The organism is Flavobacterium sp. WG21, from assembly GCF_000335775.1.
Taxonomy (GTDB): domain Bacteria; phylum Bacteroidota; class Bacteroidia; order Flavobacteriales; family Flavobacteriaceae; genus Flavobacterium; species Flavobacterium tructae.
Window position 1 is genome coordinate 47,518 of record NZ_AMYW01000022.1, and the last position, 19,806, is coordinate 67,323.

The 19,806-nt window shown below is 34.1% G+C and carries 18 protein-coding genes; 5 read left to right on the top strand and 13 right to left on the bottom strand.

From position 1 onward, the window contains the following. Positions 1 to 3: 3 nt before the first annotated feature. From C245_RS0115390 to C245_RS0115445, 12 genes are all read right to left on the bottom strand, one after another. On the bottom strand, positions 4 to 3,723 hold the full coding sequence (locus tag C245_RS0115390) for a SusC/RagA family TonB-linked outer membrane protein (RefSeq protein ID WP_026110092.1): 3,720 nt from the start codon (positions 3,721 to 3,723) through the stop codon (positions 4 to 6). 241 nt (positions 3,724 to 3,964) lie between these two features. Next, complete coding sequence (locus tag C245_RS0115395; protein ID WP_017497506.1) at positions 3,965 to 5,080, bottom strand: FecR family protein; 1,116 nt, start codon at positions 5,078 to 5,080, stop codon at positions 3,965 to 3,967. A gap of 90 nt (positions 5,081 to 5,170) precedes the next feature. Continuing rightward, the gene (locus C245_RS0115400) at positions 5,171 to 5,782 is read right to left on the bottom strand and encodes an RNA polymerase sigma factor (protein ID WP_017497507.1); all 612 of its coding nucleotides are present in this window, start codon (positions 5,780 to 5,782) and stop codon (positions 5,171 to 5,173) included. A gap of 574 nt (positions 5,783 to 6,356) precedes the next feature. Then, entirely contained in the window at positions 6,357 to 6,785 is a 429-nt protein-coding gene (locus C245_RS0115405) for a hypothetical protein (RefSeq protein WP_017497508.1), read from the bottom strand. A 140-nt stretch (positions 6,786 to 6,925) separates the two neighbouring features. Next, the gene (sucD, locus tag C245_RS0115410; protein ID WP_017497509.1) at positions 6,926 to 7,798 is read right to left on the bottom strand and encodes a succinate--CoA ligase subunit alpha; all 873 of its coding nucleotides are present in this window, start codon (positions 7,796 to 7,798) and stop codon (positions 6,926 to 6,928) included. A gap of 84 nt (positions 7,799 to 7,882) precedes the next feature. Next, on the bottom strand, positions 7,883 to 8,245 hold the full coding sequence (locus C245_RS0115415; RefSeq protein WP_017497510.1) for a nuclear transport factor 2 family protein: 363 nt from the start codon (positions 8,243 to 8,245) through the stop codon (positions 7,883 to 7,885). A 2-nt stretch (positions 8,246 to 8,247) separates the two neighbouring features. Then, a complete protein-coding gene (locus C245_RS0115420; RefSeq protein ID WP_017497511.1) occupies positions 8,248 to 9,177 on the bottom strand; it encodes a UDP-3-O-(3-hydroxymyristoyl)glucosamine N-acyltransferase in 930 nt (309 codons plus the stop codon). 96 nt (positions 9,178 to 9,273) lie between these two features. Next, positions 9,274 to 9,840 carry an elongation factor P gene (gene efp / locus C245_RS0115425; RefSeq protein WP_017497512.1) on the bottom strand — a complete coding sequence of 189 codons (567 nt, stop codon included), beginning with the start codon at positions 9,838 to 9,840 and terminating at the stop codon, positions 9,274 to 9,276. 94 nt (positions 9,841 to 9,934) lie between these two features. Then, positions 9,935 to 10,720 carry an acyl-ACP--UDP-N-acetylglucosamine O-acyltransferase gene (lpxA, locus tag C245_RS0115430; RefSeq protein ID WP_017497513.1) on the bottom strand — a complete coding sequence of 262 codons (786 nt, stop codon included), beginning with the start codon at positions 10,718 to 10,720 and terminating at the stop codon, positions 9,935 to 9,937. A gap of 73 nt (positions 10,721 to 10,793) precedes the next feature. Then, positions 10,794 to 12,182, bottom strand: a complete 1,389-nt coding sequence (locus C245_RS0115435; protein WP_026110093.1) for a bifunctional UDP-3-O-[3-hydroxymyristoyl] N-acetylglucosamine deacetylase/3-hydroxyacyl-ACP dehydratase — start codon at positions 12,180 to 12,182, stop codon at positions 10,794 to 10,796. Then, positions 12,175 to 13,218 (bottom strand): UDP-3-O-(3-hydroxymyristoyl)glucosamine N-acyltransferase, encoded by a 1,044-nt coding sequence (lpxD, locus tag C245_RS0115440; RefSeq protein ID WP_017497515.1) that lies wholly within the window; start codon positions 13,216 to 13,218, stop codon positions 12,175 to 12,177. The genes C245_RS0115435 and lpxD overlap by 8 nt, the downstream gene beginning before the upstream one ends. Positions 13,219 to 13,257: 39 nt before the next feature. After that, positions 13,258 to 14,487, bottom strand: a complete 1,230-nt coding sequence (locus C245_RS0115445) for an HD domain-containing protein (RefSeq protein ID WP_017497516.1) — start codon at positions 14,485 to 14,487, stop codon at positions 13,258 to 13,260. 222 nt (positions 14,488 to 14,709) lie between these two features. Here C245_RS0115445 and C245_RS0115450 point away from each other — a divergent pair, with 222 nt between their 5' ends. The 5 genes from C245_RS0115450 (at position 14,710) to C245_RS0115470 (ending at position 18,988) form a co-directional block, all read left to right on the top strand. After that, positions 14,710 to 16,263: a bifunctional response regulator/alkaline phosphatase family protein gene (locus C245_RS0115450; protein WP_017497517.1), complete on the top strand. Its 1,554-nt coding sequence runs from the start codon at positions 14,710 to 14,712 to the stop codon at positions 16,261 to 16,263. A gap of 86 nt (positions 16,264 to 16,349) precedes the next feature. Further along, complete coding sequence (gene tsaE, locus C245_RS0115455; RefSeq protein ID WP_017497518.1) at positions 16,350 to 16,757, top strand: tRNA (adenosine(37)-N6)-threonylcarbamoyltransferase complex ATPase subunit type 1 TsaE; 408 nt, start codon at positions 16,350 to 16,352, stop codon at positions 16,755 to 16,757. 51 nt (positions 16,758 to 16,808) lie between these two features. Then, complete coding sequence (locus C245_RS0115460) at positions 16,809 to 17,282, top strand: GNAT family N-acetyltransferase (protein WP_017497519.1); 474 nt, start codon at positions 16,809 to 16,811, stop codon at positions 17,280 to 17,282. Positions 17,283 to 17,365: 83 nt separating this feature from the next. Further along, entirely contained in the window at positions 17,366 to 18,565 is a 1,200-nt protein-coding gene (locus C245_RS0115465; protein WP_017497520.1) for an alanine dehydrogenase, read from the top strand. Positions 18,566 to 18,601: 36 nt separating this feature from the next. Beyond that, positions 18,602 to 18,988 carry a DUF4258 domain-containing protein gene (locus C245_RS0115470; protein WP_017497521.1) on the top strand — a complete coding sequence of 129 codons (387 nt, stop codon included), beginning with the start codon at positions 18,602 to 18,604 and terminating at the stop codon, positions 18,986 to 18,988. Positions 18,989 to 19,058: 70 nt separating this feature from the next. Here the strand turns inward: C245_RS0115470 and C245_RS0115475 are convergent, their stop codons facing one another. Next, positions 19,059 to 19,730, bottom strand: a complete 672-nt coding sequence (locus tag C245_RS0115475) for a uracil-DNA glycosylase (RefSeq protein ID WP_017497522.1) — start codon at positions 19,728 to 19,730, stop codon at positions 19,059 to 19,061. Between the last annotated feature and the right edge of the window lie 76 nt (positions 19,731 to 19,806).

A 19,806-nucleotide genomic window follows, 5' to 3' on the forward strand; every position in this document is an offset into this window, starting at 1 on the left:
GTATTAGAATGAAATATTTATTGCAAAAGTATATTGTGCTGTAATAGGGAAAGCTACCCCTCCGGTATTACGGAATTCAGGATCTTGTCCGTTTAATTTTTTGTCTGAATAAATCAGCCATGGATTAACCGCAGAACCTTTTAAAGTAAAGGTGCTAACTCCTAACTTTCTTTTAAAATCACTTGGGAATTCCCAGCCAAGAGAGATATTTTTTAATCGTACAAAGTCACCACTTGCAATTCTTTCATCAGAAAAATTATAGGTGTTGTATGCAATTTGTAAGTTATTGGCTCCGTAATTCCTGTTCAACAATTGATCTGCAATAACCGGTACATTTGTATATTGCTCGTCACCTGGATTAATCCATCTGTTAGCAAATTCTTTTGTGAAAACGGTCTGATCTGTGTAAACATTATTATACACAGGATTCAATCTGATTTTATTTCCTCCTGATCCTACTATGAAAACATATAATGACCAGTTTTTGTAAGTAAACGTATTAGCAAGACCAATAGATTTATTTGGCTCAACAGATCCTTCATATTTTAAATATTTCATTACATTATTAGTATCCTGAAAATTAGCTTCTGTAATATTATTTTCAGCACCATCCTGTAATTTAAAAGTTGGTAATCCTTCAGGATTCAGTCCCGTGAACTGATAAGAATAAAGTGAGTTTCTAGGATGCCCTACTGTGTTACCTCCGTTGGAAGCTATCAAATCAAATACTGCTGGTCTGTTGGCTAGTTTTGTAATTTTTTGATCATAAACAGATAAGTTTAGTGTTGTAGACCATTTAAAATCTTTCGCAGCAATATTCTGAGTAGTAAAACCAAACTCAATACCTTTAGTTTCCATATCGGCATTGTTACCCTGTTTAACAGATTGTCCTCCAACACCGGAAGTAATTACATAATCAATAAGATCAAATGCTTTACGGCTGTAAACATCTGTAGTTACTTGTACTCTGTTTCTAAACAATCCAAGATCGAAACCAATATTGGTTTCAAATTGTTTCTCCCATGTCAAATCAGCATTCTGTAAATCCGAAATATTTATTGCATTTTCTCTGTCACCTGTGTTAAAACGGTTAGTGATAAAACTTCTGTAAATAGCCAATGAATTTGTAGCAGGACCTGCCGTTGCTGTTAAACCGTATGAAGCTCTAAGTGCTAAAGTGTTTACAGATTCAACATTCTTCATAAAATTTTCTTCTTTAATGTTCCATTTACCACTTAATGTGTAAGTAGGAAGCCATCTTGATGATCCTGTATCTCCTTGTCTGTTAGACCCATCATAACGACCAGTAATAGATCCTGTATAACGACGATCGTAAGTATATCCAACTTTTCCAAAGAAACCAACTGTTCTCTCTCTTTCAGCTCCAAAATCGTAGTAAGAGTTTCCTTCGTTTACTAACTTTTCAATTAATTTTGGGTCAATAAAAGCACTAAGCCCTTTTTCATACTGAATTCCTGCAGCAGTAAAATTGTCATTATTTCTGTCTACTGATCTGAACTCTGTACCAAAGAAGCCTTCTAATTCATGTTTGTCATTCAATGTGTTTCTGTAAGTAATACTATTTCTAACATTATAAGAAGTCATGTCGTTAGTGTATTTTCTTAAAAATCCACCATTTGGCAATACAGATATTTTCGGTGCGGTTAAATCATTTGGATTTTGGTATAAGAACACATTATCCTTTTGAATTTGAGTATTTAGAGTCGCACCAACTCCTGCATTATATGCCCCTACTACGTTTGAATCTTCGTAAATTTTATGCTCTCTTGATGTATTAGCATAACGTGCAGAACCTGTAAAGTTATAGGTTAAGTTTTTGTTTATTTTATAATCTATGTCAGCTTGAAAACGAATATCGTTTACTTTTATCCCCATAGTATTATTTTTCAACTCCTTTAAGATGTTCATAGGAGCCCAGTTGTTTTGGTAGTATTCGTAATTACCATTTTCATCATAAGGTCTAAGCGTTCTGCTTGTACTTAATACATAATTGAATGGGTTAATATCAAAATCTCTGGTTATCTTACCAAATACAGCATCATTTTTACTTTCGTACGTACCCGGAGCTTCCTGATCACGTATAGAAGCAAGTGTTGATAAAGTAATATTTAATCTGTCGTTGATAAAGAATGTTCCTTTTAAGTTTGATGATAATTGTTTCACATTATCAGCTAAAGTCCATCCCGGATCAGTATAGTATCCTAGAGAACCATAAAAAGTATTATTTTTTCCACCTCCTGAAAAACTTAAGGAGTGATTCTGCGTGATAGATGGTCTGAATAAAACTTTAAACCAGTCTGTATTTGCTAATTCATATTTTTGCAAAAATTCATTGATGTATGGCTGCTCATTTCTAACACCATACTGACCATTTGATTCATTATAGCGGTTAACTTCTTTAGCCAAAATACCATAAACACCACTAAATCTTGCAGTAATAGACGAACTTTGATTAAGATAACCTTTGGTTCTCATCTCTTGAAAAATACTCATCGATTCCTGAGAATTTAGAATATCATACTGAGTATAACTTGGTACAGTTCTAACTGTATTTTCAACAGAATAAGTCACTTTTAGAGGAGAATCTCTACGTCCTTGTTTAGTAGTTACAACCACCACCCCATTTAACGATCTTGAACCATAGATTGAAGTAGCAGATGCATCTTTTAGAATTTCAATACTTTGAATATCATTTGCATTCAAACCTGCTACAGCAGAACTTAATAATGTTGCTGAGTTTCCAGATGCTAAATCAGCAAATGAAACGTTGATAATATCTTCTTGTACAACCCCATCAATAACCCATAAAGGTTTGGTATCTCCAAAAATAGAAGAAGATCCACGAACCGTAATTTTTGGCGTCGAACCAAAAGATCCCGTAACGTTTTGTACAGTAACACCGGCAGCTTTACCTTCAATCATTCTGCTTACATCTACAACACCATCGACTTTCAATTCACTGCCGGAAATTTTACTGATTGCCCCCGTAAAAGTTCTTTTTGAAGTTTTTTCATAACCTGTGGTTACTACGACTTCCTTTAGATTTTGTCCTGCTTCATTTAAAACGATAACCGGATTTGTATTGCTTATTCCTATTTCTTTTGTTTCCATTCCAACATAAGAAATTACAAGTCTGTCACTGTTAGTCGGCATTTCGATAGAAAATTTACCATCAAAATCTGTTAATACCGCAATCTTAGTTCCTTTCGCTAATACAGTAGCTCCAGGTAGCGGACTGCCACTAACATCTGTAACTGTACCCTTAATAATCGGACCTGCAGCGGTTAAGCTTTCAAATACTGAATTTGATGTTTCAGCACTTGTAAAAGGAACTGCTGATGCATTTTTCTGTAGAATTATCTGATTGCTGACTTCAGTGTAAGTGATATTAAATGGTAATAAAATTCGATTCAAAATACTCGACAAAGTTTCATCGTTAGCATCTATACTAACTTTTTGATTCAGTTGTGGTAATCTTGAATTGTAAGAAAACTTTACATTTGCAGACTTTTGTAATTTAGACAAGGTGTTGTCTAAAGTTAAATTTGTAATATTAATTGTAACTTTAGTATCTAATTTTTTTTGTCCATTTACATCATTTGCCATGGCAACACTTGAAAACACAAGTGCCAGAACAAACTGAAATAGTGTTATTTTCATGATTCGATGGAGTAATCGTTGTTTAACAACTGGTTTTTTCATAATTTTGGTTTGTTTTGATTAATACTGATTCGAGTGTATTTTAAGAAACATCCTCAGTTACTCTTTACAGAGAGTAATTTGATTCATCTAAGTGTCGATAATGTTACAGCATTTCGGCACTTTTTTTATGCATTTTCTTTTACATAGGCGTTATTATTATTTGTTTTGGTTATTTTAGGTTGTTCATGTTTTTTCTTTGTTATTTAAAACTCAACTTTACAATTACAGTTGCAAAATGAGTTTAGTTACATCCATCAGATACGATAACGATTTGATTTCCATTCATTTCAAAAGTCGTCTTGTTGCCAATACTGTTACAGACAATTTTTAGCTTTTCCATCAAAGGCTGATCACTAAGAGATGTTGTAAGGTGACAGTCTTTCAGCTTGTTTTTTGGATAATCGATGTCTACAAGGTAAGCCTGCTCTATCGTTTCAAAAATTTGTGATACCGGAATATCGGTAAACTCAAAGCTGAGCTGTTCGATATTTCCGACACTACGGGTAAGGACTATATCCTGAGTGATATTTGTAATTTTATTAAAGCTTAAATCTTTTCGCTGAAAACGTAACGCCTGATTAGGTAACAAAACAACTTCATCATCGTCTGACTTTGCAACCAAATCGTTTGATTTTACTTTTACTTTACCGGTGCGAACCAAAACTTCAACATCAGGTTGGTCAGAATAGGCCTTGACTCTAAAACTAGTTCCAACTACCTTCGTAACAATTTCATTGGCGTAAACAAAGAAGGGCTTTTTTGGATTTTTACTAATTTCAAAGAAGCCTTCACCAGATAAATACACCTTTCTTTCGTTTCCGGTAAAGATCTTAGGATAACTCAGTTTACTATTAGGTTGTAATAAAACCGAACTACCATCAGATAAAGTAATAATTTGAGCTTTGTCTGAATTATTGGTTTGTTCAACCAGTCCTTCATTGTTTTCACTAATTAACTCATTGTAGGTTACTTCTTTGCTATTAGGAATTATTTGATTGTTATACAACCAAACTGATCCTAAGCCAATAATTAAAGCAGCGGCAATACCACTAAGAAAATATTTCTTAAGAAATTTTATTTTCGAACTTGGGGTTGAATTGTTCTGATTCTCTTTCTCTTCGATTTTAATCCAGGTGGCCTGCAAAGCATGATGAAGATCTACAGGAGATATCGGCTGATCCGGCACTTTCATGGCCAACAACAATAATCTTGCATCTTCTACCAGCTTAGCGCGCTGACGACTCTCTAAAGTCCATTCTTCCCAACCATCATTGTCTATTTTGGATAAAATCCATGACTGAAATGATTCATCAGATAAGAAATCTTCAATTTCGGTATATGTATTACGTTTTTGCATCTAGAAATAGGGTTACAAAAACATAGAGGACGGCTTTCTTATTATATACTCACCAAATTGTGATTTTTTTTTAATTCTGTATAAATAAAATTAAAAAGTTGTTGAGGAAAGAAGAAGAATTAACGAAACACTACCCTTCCATTCCTTGCGAAGAGTAAGTAAACCGCGGTGTAGTAAGTTACTTGCTGATTGATAATTTACTTCCAGCATATCGGCAATTTGATCAACCGTTAAGCCTTGATGGTATCTTAAGTATAAGGCCTCTTTTTGTCGTGCCGGTAAATTGTTTAATAATTTATTCAAATGAATTACTTTTTCTTTTGTAGCATAATCATCATCCATGAGATCATGTTCTACAGAGAACTCTAAAAGAAAAGCAATTGAATCTGTGCTTGCGGACTTGCGAAAAATATGATCACGCTCGTATAAACGTGCAATACGCTTGCGTACACTTGATAATAAATAGGCTTTTACTACAACCGAACTTTGAAGCCCATTCTTGTAAACCCAAATATCTGTAAAAACATCCTGAACACAATCCTGTACCTTTTCGGCATTCGGAGAAAGTGAATTTCCATAATTTACCAAATCACCATAGTATTTTTCAAACAACAAAGAGAATGACTTTTCATCTCCATTTTTCAAGTTAGTCCAAAGCGTAAGATCGTCCGATGTTTTGAATTGTAGAGTTTTGGTATTCATATAAAATTGCAATAGAATTCTTGAAAATAAGCACTTGTTTTTAACATAAAGAATAAGATTTTTTAACATTATTCTTTACATCTATGCGATAAATATATAAAAGCAAACATATAAAACAAATTTTTTTATAAGAGAAATATAAATATTTAACATTTGGAAAGAGCTTTTTTTATTGACTTAACGGGGTTTAGCACATAAAAGTAAAATTTAAGCTAATCTTTTATTTTATCTAAATGTCAGATTTTACAGCCATAGTTCTTTAGCTTTTTTTTAACAATAGCTTAAATGATTTGTTTGTATTTTATTCTAAAGTAGTACCTGCCGATCAAAAAAGTAACTATTCCAAATTCAAATATTAAGCAACAAAACATTGGACTGAAGCAGTACGAGAATCGGTATAATATCTGACAAAAAAGATACTTTACCGGTTTCTCACACCTAGTAGCCTCTGTGTGTTTTCAATAAGGGAAATACCTTTTTTAAAAGTATCAAATCTATATTTCTATGTGTTAAAAAAAAAGCCTTACTAAAATATTTAGTAAGGCTTTTGACGATTTTATATTGAAGTTTTCTTTTAGAAAGCTACATTCCATCTAGGTAATTTTGCATTTTCATCTAAGAAATTCTGCAAAACCTGTCCTTCTACTGTAGTTGGAATTCCTTTTGAATCTGCATTGAAAGTTTCGAACCAAACTACTTCAAGAGCAGCAATATTTTCTAATTTCATTTGTGCTGGCCAAGAGTATTTTCTTCCCGTTTTTGCAAATTGATGTCCGTTTACAATTTTATCGTACAATCCGCCGTTTTTGCTTTTCAAAGTACCATCATTTTGAACAGTTCCGGTAGATCCTACCATGATCAATTCTTTTGCATTTCCTTCAACTGCATAAACTACAAAAACACCTGCACCTCCTTCAGGAGCGTTACAAACTTGTTCTAAACTGTCTTCAGTTGTAAAAGTAAAACTACTACTTACTTTAAATTTTTCTAATTCTTTGTACATATTTTTATTTTTAAGTTTCTAAGATGTTGAGATACTTAGATACTAAGTTTTTTTGATTTATCCCTGAGGACTTTAAATGTAAAAAAGTCTCAACAGAATATTGAGACTTTTTTGGAATTTATTATTTTAAATACCCGGAATTATCCAAGTACTTCTTTTACTTTTTTACCAATTTCAGCTGGTGAATCAACAACGTGAATTCCGTTGTCTCTCATGATTTGTTTTTTAGCAGCAGCAGTATCATCAGAACCACCAACAATAGCACCTGCGTGACCCATTGTTCTACCTGCTGGAGCAGTTTCTCCGGCAATAAAACCAACAACTGGTTTACGGTTACCATCAGCTCTTACCCATTTAGCAGCATCAGCTTCTAATTGACCTCCAATTTCACCAATCATAATGATGATTTCAGTTTCTGGGTCGTTCATTAATAATTCAACTGCTTCTTTAGTTGTAGTTCCAATAATTGGATCTCCACCAATACCAATAGCAGTAGTAATTCCTAAACCTTGTTTTACAACCTGATCAGCAGCTTCGTAAGTTAAAGTTCCTGATTTAGAAACGATACCAACTGTTCCTTTTTTGAAAACGAAACCTGGCATAATACCAACTTTAGCTTCTCCCGGAGTAATTACACCAGGACAGTTTGGTCCGATTAATCTTGAATTTCTTTCTTTAACATAGTTATTAGCTTTAATCATATCAGCTACAGGAATTCCTTCAGTAATAGCAATAATTACTTTAATTCCAGCGTCAGCAGCTTCCATAATTGCATCAGCAGCAAAAGCTGGCGGAACAAAAATGATAGATGTATCAGCTCCGGCTTGTTCTACAGCATCTTTTACTGTGTTAAAAACCGGACGGTCTAAATGGCTTGTTCCTCCTTTACCCGGAGTTACACCACCAACAACATTTGTACCGTACTCAATCATTTGAGAAGCGTGGAAAGTTCCTTCGCTACCTGTAAATCCTTGAACAATTATTTTGGAATCTTTATTAACTAAAACACTCATGATATATATTTTATGTAGTTTTTAAAATTGTGATGCAAAAGTAAGGTTTTGTAACGTATTTTAACCTTTTTGTCTTTAAAAAAATTAAGAAAATTGACTCATTTGATAACCGCGATATAATTTATCATCTTTTATTTGCCAAATTGTGGCAAAATGAGCTAATAACATCTCTTCTCTGGGGTTCTCAATCGTTTTTACAAAGTGAGAATATCGTATTGAAACTAAGTCTTCTTCGGCAATGATATGGCTAATTCTAACCTTCGAACGAACATAAGCACGGCTAAGCTCATTGGCCATAGCTATCATAGAATCATAATCCATCTCAATCAATCCTTTGGTGCTGTTCCAGTCTAACTTTACTTCCGGATGTAAGTAAGCTTTCATGATTTCGCTATCAATTAAGGCATCTGACTTGTAAAATTTTTGAACAAATTCTTTTATAGACATAATTACTTCAATTTATTTAGAATTTCAGGAATCTTTTTGATATTGGCCATTTGTTTTAACTTTTCTCTCGATTCTTCGATTGGGGTTCCGAAATAAGATTTTCCTCCTTCAACCGATTTGGTAACTCCTGTTTGCCCCATAATAACAGCCTTTGCTCCTATTGTGATGCCACTGGTGGTTCCTACCTGTCCCCAAATGGTGACTTCATCTTCAATTACTACGCATCCGGCAATACCGGTTTGTGACGCAATTAAACATTTTTTACCAATTACAGTATCATGTCCAACATGTACCTGATTGTCCAATTTTGTACCTTCACCAATAGTAGTATCACCGGTAACACCTTTGTCAATCGTACACAGCGCTCCTATGCCAACATTGTCTTCGATAACGACTCTACCTCCGGATATTAACTGATCGAAGCCTTCAGGACGTTTTTTGTAATAAAAAGCATCGGCTCCTAAAATAGTTCCGGCATGAATCATTACGTTGTCTCCAATTACGGTATGATCGTAAATAGTAACATTGGGGTGAATCAGACAGTTTTTACCAATGGTAACATTGTTTCCGATAAAACAGTTGGGCTGAATTACTGTGCCTTCTCCGATAGTTGCAGAGAGTGCAATCGACACATTTGTGCCTTGGAAAGGTCTGAAGTGTTTGGTTAAGATATTAAAATCTCTGAAAGGATCATCAGAAATTAGAAGGGCTTTACCTTCAGGACAATCTACTTTTTTGTTGATTAAAACTATAGTAGCAGCCGATTGTAATGCTTTGTCATAATATTTAGGATGGTCAACAAAAACAATATCTCCGGCTTGAACGACATGTATCTCGTTCATGCCTAAAACTGGAAAGTTTTGGTCACCAATAAATTCGCAATCAAGCAAATTTGCAATTTCTTGTAAAGAATGACTCTTTGGAAATTTCATATATTTATTTAGTTTTCAGTCTCAGTTTTCAGTCTCAGTTTTCAATCTGCATTAACAAACTGATAACTGCGACTGAAAACTGAAAACTTATAAAAACTACTCCTTTACACGCTCCATGTAAGAACCTGAAGCTGTATCAATTTTAATTTTATCACCTTCATTGATGAACAAAGGAACGTTTACAGACGCTCCAGTTTCTACTGTCGCGTTTTTTGTAGCATTTGTAGCTGTATTTCCTTTTACTCCCGGCTCAGCATAAGTAACTTCAAGAATTACAGAAGATGGCATATCTACTGATAAAGGCAAGTCAGTTTCAGTATTTACCTGAACCATTACACTTGTTCCTTCTTTCAATAATCCCGGAGCATCTAAAATGTTTTTATTTAAAGAAATTTGCTCGAAAGATTCTGTGTTCATAAAATGAAATTCATCACCTTCAGCATATAAAAACTGGTAGTTATGTGTTTCTACACGAATAACATCAATTTTATGTCCTGCAGAAAATGTATTATCCAATACTTTCCCTGATGTTAAACTTCTTAATTTTGTTCTTACGAAAGCAGGTCCTTTTCCAGGTTTTACGTGAAGAAATTCAACAATTTTAAAAATATCGTGGTTGAATTTAATACACAATCCGTTTCTAATATCTGATGTAGATGCCATTTTGTTTTTGTTTTATTTATTTCTTGTTGAATCGTTGAATCGTTTAACTGTTTATTCCTATAAACGATTCAACAAATAAACGATTAAACTTATTTTAATAGTTTCCGGAATATCCTTTCATGATTCCTCTTGACGAATTTCGGATAAAATCCAGAATTTCATCTCTTTCAGGAGTTGCTTCCATTTCAGCTTCAATAATACTTAAAGCTTGTGTTGTGTTGTAATTCTTTTGGTATAAAATTCTATAAATTTCCTGAATTTCTCTGATTTTCTCAGTACTGAAACCTCTTCTTCTTAAACCTACTGAATTAATTCCTACATACGACAAAGGTTCTTTTGCTGCTTTTGTATAAGGAGGAACGTCTTTTCTAACCAATGATCCACCCGAAATCATAGCATGATCTCCGATATGAATAAACTGATGAATCGCTGCCAAACCACCAATTACAGCATGGTTTCCAACAACTACGTGACCTGCTAATGCAACACCATTTACAATGATGGCATTATTACCAATTTCGCAATCGTGTGCAATGTGAGCGTAAGCCATAACCAAACAGTTATTTCCAAGAATAGTTTGTCCGGAGGCCACTGTACCTCTGTTGATCGTAACACATTCTCTAATCGTACAGTTATCTCCAATAATAGCTAGAGAATCTTCTCCGCCGAACTTTAAATCTTGTGGTACCGCAGAAATAACCGCTCCCGGAAAAATATTGCAATTTTTACCAATACGAGCACCTTCCATGATCGTCACATTTGAACCAATCCAAGTACCATCACCAATAATAACATTATTGTGAATTGTTGTAAAAGGTTCAATTACAACATTTTTAGCGATTTTAGCGCCAGGATGAACATATGCTAATGGTTGATTCATATGTATTTTTTATATTTTAAATTAAAATAGTCTAATTTGGGCAACAAACCTAAACAATAAAATTGATTAATTATTATTGTTTTCTCGCAATTTGAGCCATTAATTCTGCCTCGGTTACTAATTTTCCATTTGCGTAAGCATTTGCCTGCATATGACAGATTCCTCTTCTGATTGGAGAAATCAATTCACATTTGAAAATTAAGGTATCACCCGGCAATACTTTGTGTTTGAATTTGACATTATCAATTTTCATAAAATAAGTCAAATAATTTTCAGGATCCGGAACTGTGCTTAAAACCAAAATTCCACCCGTTTGTGCCATTGCTTCCACAATTAACACACCCGGCATAACCGGTGCCTCTGGGAAATGTCCAACAAAGAAATTTTCATTCATGGTCACATTTTTCAAACCAACCACATGACGATCAGACATTTCGATAATTCTGTCAATCAACAAAAATGGAGGTCTGTGAGGAAGCATCGCCATGATTTTGTGAATGTCCATCAATGGCTCCTGATTTAAATCATAAACAGGTACATGATTTCTTTGTTCTATCTTGATAATTTTAGCTAACTTTTTAGCAAACTGCGTATTTACAAAATGCCCTGGTTTGTTAGCGATAATTTTTCCTTGTATACGAACTCCGATAAGAGATAAATCTCCAATTACATCAAGAAGTTTGTGTCTAGCTGCTTCGTTTGGATAGTGTAAAGTAAGATTATCAAGAACACCATTTGGTTTTACCGAAATTTCATCTTTCCCGAAAGCTTTCTTTAAATTCGCCATCGTAGACTCAGAAATTTCTTTGTCTACATATACGATTGCATTATTTAGATCACCACCTTTAATTAAACCGTGCTCTAATAATGACTCTAATTCGTGTAAGAAACTAAAAGTTCTTGAGCTTGCAATTTCATTCTTAAAATCGGCTATACTTTTCATTGTAGCATTCTGAGTACCTAAAACTTTAGTGCCAAAATCTACCATTGTAGTTACCTGATAATCATCGCTTGGCATCACCAAGATCTCGCTTCCGGTCGTTTCGTCTGTAAATGATATTACTTCTTTTACTACATAAACGTTGCGTTTAGCGTCTTGCTCTTCTATTTCAGCTTTTTCAATTGCTTCCACAAAATATTTTGAAGAACCGTCCATGATAGGAAGTTCTGAAGCGTCTAATTCTATAATAACATTATCAAGATCACATCCAACTAATGCCGCCAAAACATGTTCAGGAGTTTGAATTTTTACGCCAAGTTTTTCTAAATTAGTACCTCTTTGCGTATTAACAACATAGTTAGCATCAGCCTCAATGACCGGCTGACCTTGCAAATCTACTCTTACAAAAGTGAAACCATTATTTATTGGAGCAGGTTTAAAAGTCATTGTAACTTCTTTCCCAGTGTGTAATCCAACGCCTGTTAGTGAAATTTCATTTTTGATGGTCTTCTGTTTAACCATTATTTCCATTTTTTGGGTTTATTATTTGTTTTTTTAATTCTTCTACTTCGGAAACTATTTTAGGCAGATTCTTGAAATGAACATACGATTTGTTAAAATCAGTATAACCAAGAGACGGTGTCCCTTGTAGAATTTCATCATCTTTAATGTTTCTTGCTACTCCTGATTGAGCCTGCAATCTCACATTGTTACCTATAGTCAAGTGTCCTGCGATACCTACTTGTCCGCCAATCATACAGTTCTCGCCAATTTTAGTTGAACCTGCCACACCTGACTGCGCTGCAATCACGGTATTTTTACCAATTTCAACATTGTGCGCAATCTGAATCTGATTGTCTAATTTAACTCCTTGTCGGATAATCGTCGAACCAAGAGTTGCTCTGTCGATGGTAGTGTTAGCGCCAATATCAACATTATCTTCAATAATAACATTACCAATTTGTGGTACCTTACTGTATACTCCTTCATCATTTGGTACAAAACCAAAACCATCCGCACCAATAATAGTTCCGGAATGAATAGTACAATTGTTACCAATTATAGTTTCGGAATAAATTTTAGCACCTGCAAAAATATACACATTATCGCCAATAACAACATTATCTCCAATAAAACTGTTCGGATAAATTTTTACATTGTCGCCCAGAACCACATTTTGCCCAATATAACTAAAGCTTCCTAAATACAGATTCTCCCCATATTTAGTTCCTTCTGTTATAAAAGACTGTGCTTCTATACCGTTTTTGTTCAATTTAACCTGATTGTAAAACTGTAAAAGTTTAGAGAAAGAAGCATAAGCATCTTCCACTTTTATTAAAGTTGTAGTGATTTCCTGTTCCGGAATAAAGCTATCATTAACAATTGTTACAGATGCTTTAGTAGTATATATGTGGTTGATATATTTTGGATTGGCCAAAAAAGTAAGCGATCCCTCCTCACCTTCTTCTATTTTAGATAATCGAGAAACTTCTACATTGGGATTCCCAACAACTTCTCCTTCTAAAATTCCCGCTATTTGTTCTGCTGTAAATTTCATTGCGACAAAAATATAAAAAATAGATTTTAAATGTTAATTTTAGATAAGTTGTTTTGGGAAACAGATGTAATATTTTGTCACCAATTTAGATAACGACCTCAAATTCAATTGATCAGACGCTTCTACAACATCTTCAATTGTTTTGTCTTTTTTGAAAATTCGTATGGGCTCAGCTTCTTTGCTATAAGCCTGATTTTTAATTTTTCCGCCAAAAATAAAATATCCGGCTTCTAATTGTGTAATATGATGTTCGTTAGCAAATTCTTCCTTCAGCGATTGTAATTCTTCGGCAGGTATTTTTTCTGCGGTAAGCTTGATTTTAAGTAAATCTCTATTAATAAGCATTTTGCTTAAAGTCGAAAGTATAAAATCATTGTGTTTTTGCCAGGCTTTTAAGGCACTAATGATATCAAAATCATCCAATTGGGAGAACAAATCTAATTTTTCAGCATCAAAATCCTCCAGAGTGACTTTGTTCTTCATAAAATACAAAAGTGGCTCACTGCACGGTAAAACTGTACCTTTTAGAGTAAGTTCTTTAGCTCTTTTTAACACCTTCATCAAAATCAATTCGGCTACGAGACTTGTTTTATGTAAATAAGCCTGCCAGTACATCAATCTTCTTGAAAGCAGAAACTTTTCGACAGAATAAATTCCCTTTTCCTCAATTACCAAAACACCGTCAACTACATTCATCATCTGAATCAAACGTTCAGAATTTACATTTCCTTCAGCTACACCGGTATAAAAACTATCTCTTTTTAAATAATCCATTCGGTCCATGTCGAGCTGACTTGAGATGAGCTGCAACATAAATTTTCGGTGATAATCGCCTTTGAAAACCTGAATAGCCAGACTCAGTTTTCCCTCAAATTCTTCATTGAGTTTATTCATAAACAGCAACGAAATGGCTTCATGATGCACATCTTCTACAATACTCTTTTCCATGGCATGCGAAAAAGGGCCATGGCCAATATCGTGCAGTAAAATGGCAATATACAATGCATTCTCTTCTTCAGCCGAAATTGCAACTCCTTTAAAACGAAGTGTATCTACTGATTTTTGCATTAAATGCATGCAGCCTAAGGCATGATGAAAACGCGTATGATTGGCACCGGGATAAACCAAATACGACAAACCCATTTGCGAAATACGGCGTAAACGCTGAAAATACGGGTGCTGAATTAAATCGTAAATAAGTTCGTTCGGTATGGTGATAAACCCGTAAATGGGATCATTGAATATTTTTAACTTATTGATATGAGTCACTATTTGGTTATTTTTAGGTGAACAAATATAAGTAATTAACCATAAACAACTTTGCGTTTTTTACTTAAAAATCAACAAATGTTCCCTTTGAAAATCAATATAATAACATTACATTAAGTAGATTTTCAGAAAAATTAACCATTCTTAATTCTGAATTTTATACTATATTTAATACTTTTTAAGTTCTATACTTCTAAATTGCATTAAAAATTAAAATCGTTTATGGACAAGATAAAAATACTTTGGGTCGATGATGAAATCGATCTTTTAAAGCCACATATATTATTTCTGGAGAAAAAAAACTACGCTGTAACTACTTCTAACAATGGTTTAGATGCGATTGCACTATTTGAAGAAGACAATTTTGATATTGTTTTTTTAGATGAAAATATGCCCGGAATGAGTGGACTGGAAACACTTTCGGAAATGAAAGAGAAAAAATCAGCTATTCCAATGATTATGATTACCAAAAGTGAGGAAGAGTATATCATGGAAGAAGCTATTGGTTCCAAAATTGCCGATTACCTCATAAAACCGGTAAATCCGAATCAGATTTTGTTAAGTCTGAAGAAAAATCTCGATCATTCGAGGCTAATTTCTGAAAAAACGACATTGGATTATCAAAAGGAGTTTAGAAAAATATCCATGGAGTTGGCTATGGTCAATTCTTTTGAAGATTGGATCGAGCTTTATAAAAAACTAATTTTCTGGGAATTAGAACTCGAGAACATTAACGATCAGGCGATGATAGAAATTCTTGAATCTCAGAAAGTAGAGGCTAATTCGCAGTTCGGAAAATATATCGAGAGAAATTATGAAGACTGGTTTGCTCCAAAGGCGGACAAACCTGTTCAGTCGCACAATTTATTCAAAGAATTAGTAGTTCCGGAAATTAAAAAGAAGGACAAACCTATTCTATTTGTGGTAATTGACAACCTGCGTTATGATCAATGGAAATCTTTTGAAACCGTAGTTTCCAATTATTATAAACTGGAAAAAGAGGTTCCTTATTTCTCCATTCTTCCAACCGCCACACAATATGCCCGTAATTCAATATTTTCAGGTTTATTGCCGATAGAGATGGAAAAACAGTTTCCACAATATTGGAAAAACGATGTTGAAGATGGTGGAAAAAACCTTTTTGAAGCCGAATTTCTATCAGCGCAATTAAAACGTTTAGGTTTAAATATTAAAGAAGATTATTTTAAAATTACGAATTACGCCGGAGGAAAAAAACTGGCAGAAAATTTCAAAGCTTTAAAAGGAAATGACCTTGTAACTGTAGTTTATAATTTTGTTGATATGCTGTCGCACGCCAAAACTGAAATGGAAGTGGTAAAAGAACTGGCTTCAGATGATAAAGCCTATCGCTCACTCACTTTAAGCTGGTTTAAGAACTCGCCGCTGCTCGAAATTATTCAGCAGGCGCAACTTTTAGGTTTTAAATTGATTTTGACAACAGATCACGGTACTATTAATGTAAAAAATCCGTCGAAAGTGGTTGGAGATAAAAATACAAGTTTAAATTTGCGGTACAAAACCGGTCGTAGTTTAACATACGAACAAAAAGATGTATATGTTGTTAAAGAGCCTAAAACAATTGGTTTGCCAGCGATTAACATGAGTAGTTCGTTTATTTTTGCTAAAAATGATTACTTTTTAGCCTATGTGAACAACTACAACCACTATGTGAGTTATTATAAAAACACTTACCAGCACGGGGGGATTTCGTTAGAAGAAATGATTATTCCGTTTTTGGTATTTAATCCGAAATAGAAAAATCGCCATAAATTCACGAATTATTTTAAAATAGTATACGCCTAAATAATTCGTGAATTCGCGGCAAAAAAAAAAATACAACAATGAATATCGTTTTTTCATTAGATCAAATTAAAGAAGTAGCAACGCAAATTTTAGCAGCAAATCCCAAAAAAATCATTCTCTTCAATGGAGAAATGGGGGTTGGAAAAACTACCTTAATCAAACAATTGTGTAAAAACCTGGGAGTTCAGGACGCGACCAGTAGTCCAACCTTCTCTTTAGTTAATGAATATTATACTTCTGACAATCAAATTGTTTATCACTTTGATTTTTATAGATTAAACAAAGAAACTGAAGCGTTAGACATGGGAGTTGACGATTACTTGTATTCCGGAAATTGGTGTTTTATTGAATGGTCTGAAAAAATTGCAAGCTTACTCCCGGAAGAAACTTCAACCATCACAATTGAACTGCTGGCAGATGGAAAAAGAGAATTAAAATTATCCTAAAACTTCCAACAAAAGGCGAAAGGTCTACATAAAGACATTAAGAAAATAAAAATGAATACCCAAAATACTGTAGAAATAATCTCTTTTTCAACTGATTTAAAAGAACACATTAAGATTCTAAATCTGGAATGGCTTAAAAAGTATTTTAAAGTAGAAGAAAAAGACGAATTGGTACTTTCTAACCCACAAGAAGAAATTATCGATAAAGGCGGACTAATCTTCTACGCCAGATATAACGGTGAAATTATTGGAACTGTTTCCTTAATGAAAGTCGATAATTTTACCTTTGAATTGAGTAAAATGGCTGTTTCAGATCAGGCGCAAGGCCTTGGAGTTGGAAACAAACTGTTAACACATTGCATGGCTGTTGCAAAAGAAAACAATATTAAAAAGCTGTTTTTGTATTCCAATCGCATACTGCTTCCTGCACTTCATTTGTACCAGAAATTTGGTTTTACTGAAGTCCCTTTGGGTGAAGTCAGTTATGAAAGAGCGGACATAAAAATGGAGAAAATTCTGTTCTAATTCTTAAACAACTATTAGCAGAATTTTTACATTGATTTTAAAACTTTTTACGTAATTTGTACTCTTAATTTTTTGCACAACCCATGTCAATTACCTTAACTCCATTTACGAAACAGCAATTGTTGCCACAAGAAGAAAAACTTGAAATTGGCCGATTCAAAAGTGAGCTTTTTATAGGAATTCCTAAAGAAACAAGTTATCAGGAACGTCGTATTTGTCTGACTCCGGATGCTGTTAGTGCGTTGACATATGAGGGACATAGGGTAATGATTGAATCAGGAGCCGGGGAAAGCTCCAGTTACACTGATAAAGAATACTCTGATGCGGGAGCTGAAGTAACAAATGACACAAAGAAAGTCTTTGGTTGCCCAATGCTTCTTAAAGTAGAACCTCCTACAACAGCCGAAATTGAAATGATTAATCCCGAAACCATCATAATTTCGGCCATTCAATTAAAAACTAAGAAGAAAGCATACTTTGAAGCTTTAGCGCAGAAAAAAATAACAGCACTGGCTTTTGAATACATAAAAGACGAAGATGGCTCGTATCCTGCCGTAAAATCGCTAAGTGAAATTGCCGGAACAGCTTCTATTCTTATTGCTGCCGAATTAATGATTACGGACGAGTTTGGAAAAGGCCTTTTGTTTGGTAATATTACCGGAGTCCCTCCTACTGATGTTGTTATTCTGGGTGCCGGAACCGTGGGTGAGTTTGCTGCAAAAACTGCCATAGGACTGGGTGCAAATGTGAAAGTTTTTGACAATTCAATTACCAAATTACGCCGTTTGCAAAACAGTCTTAACCAACGTATTTTTACTTCAACGGTACAGCAAAAAGCGCTGCTAAAGGCTTTAAGACGTTGTGACGTGGCGATTGGTGCCATGCGCGGTAAAGAGCGTTGCCCTATTATTGTTACAGAAACAATGGTAGAACACATGAAAAAAGGCGCTGTAATTGTAGATGTAAGTATTGACACCGGAGGTTGTTTTGAAACTTCGGAGGTTACCACTCATGAAAAACCGACCTTTATAAAAAGCAATGTGCTGCACTATTGTGTACCTAACATCCCTTCCAGATATTCTAAAACAGCTTCATTATCCATAAGTAATATCCTTACGCCTTATTTGCTTCAAATTGCAGAAGACGGTGGTCTGGAAAGTGCCATACGATGCAATAAAGGATTAAAAAATGGAATTTACATGTATCACGGAATCCTGACCAGCAAAGCAATTGGAGAATGGTTTGATTTACCGGACAACGATATTAATTTACTTGTATTTTAAGGGAACTTTAGTGTACCTTTGCAAAAATTATATTTCATGAAGTTCGTACATCGTTTTGCATATTATTTGGTTGGTTTGGTTATGGGATGCTTTTTTGTAGCCCTTGTATTCAGTGGAAAAGATACACGTTGCAATTACTTTCCAAACGCCAGAGTTTTAAATAATTTACGCACTAAGCCTTTTCAGTATTCCGAAAAAGCAATTCAGACTTTAAATGAAAAATGGGTTGACACCGCAGATATTAAAAGCACACTGACATTTGGTGATGTTGATTTTGACAAAAGCAATGTTCCTGTAAACAAAGGAAAGCTTTATATAATCGAAGGTAAAACAGCTAAAAATCAAGAGATTATTTTAAAAGTAGTCAATTACGAGAACAAAGCTATTCTGGAAGAGATTATTAAAAAAGACACAAAAGAGTAAGTGTGTCATTTTAATAATTAGCAACAATCAGTTTTTGTTATAAAAGCTGATTTTAACTAGCTCTTAGTTTCTACAGCCAGTCGATTTCTTTGATTGCTTTGGATTTCAAAAAATCATTGGTTTTGCTAAAATGCTTGTTTCCGAACCATTTTCCCTGATTAGCACTCATAGGTGAAGGATGTCCGGATTCTAAAACACAATGTTTGGAACGATCAATTTTAGCACCTTTTTTGTGAGCAAAGCTTCCCCATAACAGGAAAACAACATTCTCTTTTTGATCTGAAATAGCTTGAATTACGGCGTCTGTAAACAAATTCCACTTCAAATGTTTATGACTATTTGGACTATCTTTGCGAACTGTCAAGGACGCATTTAAAAGTAAAACACCTTGTTTTGCCCACTTTTCAAGATTACCAGAAGTCGGCATAAAGATCGAATCGAGATCGTCATTTAGTTCCCTGTAAATATTTCGCAGCGAAGGCGGAATTTTAACGGAATCATTTACAGAAAAACTCAATCCATTCGCCTCTCCTTCTCCATGATAAGGATCTTGTCCTATGATGACAACTTTTAAGTTTTGAAAGGTACAGGTATTAAAAGCAGAGAAAATCAATTCTGCAGGTGGATAACAAGTATGTGTTTGATACTCAGTTTCCAAAGTTTTCATTAGCTCAGAAAAATAAGTTTTTTGTTTTTCATCTTTTAATACCGTTTCCCAATCAGGAGAAAGATTGATTTTCATTTTTTAAATTTTATCACAAATTAAGCAAAGTTTTTTTCAAAGTACTAATTAATAGTACTATTTCGTTTCAAAACTT

What these genes read in the sequence shown, in the direction of transcription:
- C245_RS0115390 (WP_026110092.1), bottom strand. Translation starts at nt 3,723, where the DNA reads ATGAAAAAACCAGTTGTTAAACAACGATTACTCCATCGAATCATGAAA.
- C245_RS0115395 (WP_017497506.1), bottom strand. Translation starts at nt 5,080, where the DNA reads ATGCAAAAACGTAATACATATACCGAAATTGAAGATTTCTTATCTGAT.
- C245_RS0115400 (WP_017497507.1), bottom strand. Translation starts at nt 5,782, where the DNA reads ATGAATACCAAAACTCTACAATTCAAAACATCGGACGATCTTACGCTT.
- C245_RS0115405 (WP_017497508.1), bottom strand. Translation starts at nt 6,785, where the DNA reads ATGTACAAAGAATTAGAAAAATTTAAAGTAAGTAGTAGTTTTACTTTT.
- sucD (WP_017497509.1), bottom strand. Translation starts at nt 7,798, where the DNA reads ATGAGTGTTTTAGTTAATAAAGATTCCAAAATAATTGTTCAAGGATTT.
- C245_RS0115415 (WP_017497510.1), bottom strand. Translation starts at nt 8,245, where the DNA reads ATGTCTATAAAAGAATTTGTTCAAAAATTTTACAAGTCAGATGCCTTA.
- C245_RS0115420 (WP_017497511.1), bottom strand. Translation starts at nt 9,177, where the DNA reads ATGAAATTTCCAAAGAGTCATTCTTTACAAGAAATTGCAAATTTGCTT.
- efp (WP_017497512.1), bottom strand. Translation starts at nt 9,840, where the DNA reads ATGGCATCTACATCAGATATTAGAAACGGATTGTGTATTAAATTCAAC.
- lpxA (WP_017497513.1), bottom strand. Translation starts at nt 10,720, where the DNA reads ATGAATCAACCATTAGCATATGTTCATCCTGGCGCTAAAATCGCTAAA.
- C245_RS0115435 (WP_026110093.1), bottom strand. Translation starts at nt 12,182, where the DNA reads ATGGTTAAACAGAAGACCATCAAAAATGAAATTTCACTAACAGGCGTT.
- lpxD (WP_017497515.1), bottom strand. Translation starts at nt 13,218, where the DNA reads ATGAAATTTACAGCAGAACAAATAGCGGGAATTTTAGAAGGAGAAGTT.
- C245_RS0115450 (WP_017497517.1), top strand. Translation starts at nt 14,710, where the DNA reads ATGGACAAGATAAAAATACTTTGGGTCGATGATGAAATCGATCTTTTA.
- tsaE (WP_017497518.1), top strand. Translation starts at nt 16,350, where the DNA reads ATGAATATCGTTTTTTCATTAGATCAAATTAAAGAAGTAGCAACGCAA.
- C245_RS0115460 (WP_017497519.1), top strand. Translation starts at nt 16,809, where the DNA reads ATGAATACCCAAAATACTGTAGAAATAATCTCTTTTTCAACTGATTTA.
- C245_RS0115465 (WP_017497520.1), top strand. Translation starts at nt 17,366, where the DNA reads ATGTCAATTACCTTAACTCCATTTACGAAACAGCAATTGTTGCCACAA.
- C245_RS0115470 (WP_017497521.1), top strand. Translation starts at nt 18,602, where the DNA reads ATGAAGTTCGTACATCGTTTTGCATATTATTTGGTTGGTTTGGTTATG.
- C245_RS0115475 (WP_017497522.1), bottom strand. Translation starts at nt 19,730, where the DNA reads ATGAAAATCAATCTTTCTCCTGATTGGGAAACGGTATTAAAAGATGAA.